This window comes from Bacillus sp. 5mfcol3.1 (assembly GCF_900114335.1).
Classification (GTDB): domain Bacteria; phylum Bacillota; class Bacilli; order Bacillales; family Bacillaceae_G; genus Bacillus_A; species Bacillus_A thuringiensis_S.
Genome location: NZ_FOST01000049.1, coordinates 1 through 2,335, shown reverse-complemented (window position 1 = coordinate 2,335; position 2,335 = coordinate 1). Strand labels below are relative to the sequence as shown.

Sequence of the window (2,335 nt, the reverse complement as noted above, 5' to 3'; positions counted from 1 at the left end):
GTCGCTCATTTGCGACTTCCTTATGTTAACATCTTCGTTAGTTAATGTCAACTAAGTTTTTTATTTCGTTTGTCGCTTGCGACGTTAATGTCATCGGCGACTTGTCCTATATTACACCTCTATATAATAATAGTCAATATTAATCTTTCATTTTTTAAAAAAAGATGAAAAAGACTCTCATACCCCCTCTTTATTCCTCATACATATCAGTAAAATAACTGAAAGGAGTGTAGAACTTGTTCGATCCTTCTTTATTAAACACCATAAGCGCCCATTCAAGAAGCCCACACTATCATAGGAAGTTTCCCATCATTCTATTTTGGAGTCAAAAAAGCGGTTGCACTTCTCTTGCCAATTGGTTCTTTTACCAGATTGATTTATTGCAAACAGCTCTAAGTTATAGTCCTTTCATTCATAATTATGAATATGATATATACAAAAGTACACCTGCTTATAGTGTACGACTAGGAGTAGCGTTGCGAGAAAAACAAAAAGAAACGTTTAAACTTGTTCGTAACCCTTATAGGAGAGCAGTCAGTTCTTTCGTATCCTTAATTGGACCTCCTTATATGGAAAATCCCGAATGGAAACCCATCCGAAAGTTTTTATATCAAGATGAAAATTCCCCCAAAGGGATCTCATTTAAACAATTTCTATATTATCTATTTATGAAAGGGGCTCACGCAAGTGATATTAACCCACATTTCACACAACAATATATAGCTGGTGAAGAAGAATATGTCACCAATTATATATACTTAGAAAACTTTGATCAGGAAATGAAAGAATTAGAAAAGCGTTTCGAATTAAAAAACGCACCAATAAATGAGTTCTCAACATCATGGCATCATCAAACTCCCGCCATGATTTATAAAGGGAATTTTAGCGAAGGCGATATTACTGATCCTTTATTTCCCCGTCATCCAACTTTTGAAAGCTTTTATGATACTGAATGTATACAACTTGTTCAAACAATATTTCAAAATGATTTCGACACATATAAATACAGCAAAGAATATCCATACTAATTTTAGTTTATTATCTTTGCTAAATAAAAAAGATACCTCATATATAAGGTATCTTTTTTACATGTCAATTATATAAATCATACTGTTTAACAGTCTCTATTCTTCACCTTATTACCTTTTAATAGATTACATAACTTTTGCTTATCCGCCCATCCTACTCCGATTAAAACTAAACTTGCTCCCATTATTACTCTCCATGTCAGAGATTCATTTAATAGAATAATTGAAGTAACAATACTTATTAATGGTAATGCATTTAAATATAATCCGCTTACTGATGCTGAAACTCTCTCTAGCGCTTTATTCCACAACCAATACGCTAAAATTGTTGCTCCAATAACAAGGTATATTACACTAAGTCCCGTTTTCCAAGTTTCAATCTTCGGTAAACCGTAATAAAGAATTTCTACCAGTGCAAATGGTAATAGAATAACAGCTCCGATAATTAAAGTTAATGTTGTAAAAACCTCGTTTGATAAATACTGTTCTTGTTTTGGTCGTTTTAGCAAAACCGTGTAGAAAGCAAATAGAAAAGTACTTAATAATATCAGTATATCTCCTATTAAAGACACTTCTTGATCAGCACTTTTAGATGGAATCGTAATAAAGAGTACTCCTATAGCACCCAATATAATTCCTATCCAATAATTCAATCGAATTTTCTCTTTCAAGAAGATTGCTGAAAAAAGAATTGTAACTAATGGTAATGCAGCATCTATGATACTAACATGTAATCCACTTGTTAAAGAAATACCGTACGATGTGAACATAAAATACCCAGCTACACCGGTAAAAGCTAACAAACTCATTCTTTTCCATGGAACTTTTTTATGTACAACTGATTTTTGTAGTTGCTTAAATGAAAATAGCATACAAATTCCACCTGCAAAGAAAAGACGAATAAACAACAAAGTAAACGGCTGAATAGATTCTAACGCCCATTTTGTTGGCGCAATAGCTGTCCCCCATAATATAACAGCCACTAATAACATGCATATTTCTTTCATAATCCCCCACACCCATCAAAAATATATGTTAACTACCTTAATTATAGATTTTTTCTTATGTAAAATCCTTTAAAAACACAAAAGGTTATGCAAAAAGAGCTAGATTGCTACTTTTCGCATAACCTTTTTATATAAGATCACAAACATTCTTTTATATCTCGACTATACCCTTATAAAAGGTAATTCTTACCTTTATATTTTAAGTAATAAAAATAAACACAAAAAAACCTAAGTCGAAACGACTTAGGTTTTTGCTTGGCGACGTCCTACTCTCACAGGGACAAGGTCCCAACTACCATC

Annotated in this window: 2 protein-coding genes; one reads left to right on the top strand and one right to left on the bottom strand. The window is 32.5% G+C overall.

Annotation, left to right across the window (positions count from 1 at the left end):
- The first annotated feature begins 236 nt into the window (after window positions 1-236).
- The gene (locus BM089_RS30290; RefSeq protein ID WP_000460203.1) at window positions 237-1,028 is read left to right on the top strand and encodes a sulfotransferase family 2 domain-containing protein; all 792 of its coding nucleotides are present in this window, start codon (window positions 237-239) and stop codon (window positions 1,026-1,028) included.
- An 86-nt stretch (window positions 1,029-1,114) separates the two neighbouring features.
- On the opposite strand, the gene BM089_RS30285 is transcribed toward BM089_RS30290, so the two are convergent.
- On the bottom strand, window positions 1,115-2,035 hold the full coding sequence (locus BM089_RS30285) for a DMT family transporter (protein WP_000658283.1): 921 nt from the start codon (window positions 2,033-2,035) through the stop codon (window positions 1,115-1,117).
- Window positions 2,036-2,335 lie beyond the last annotated feature (300 nt).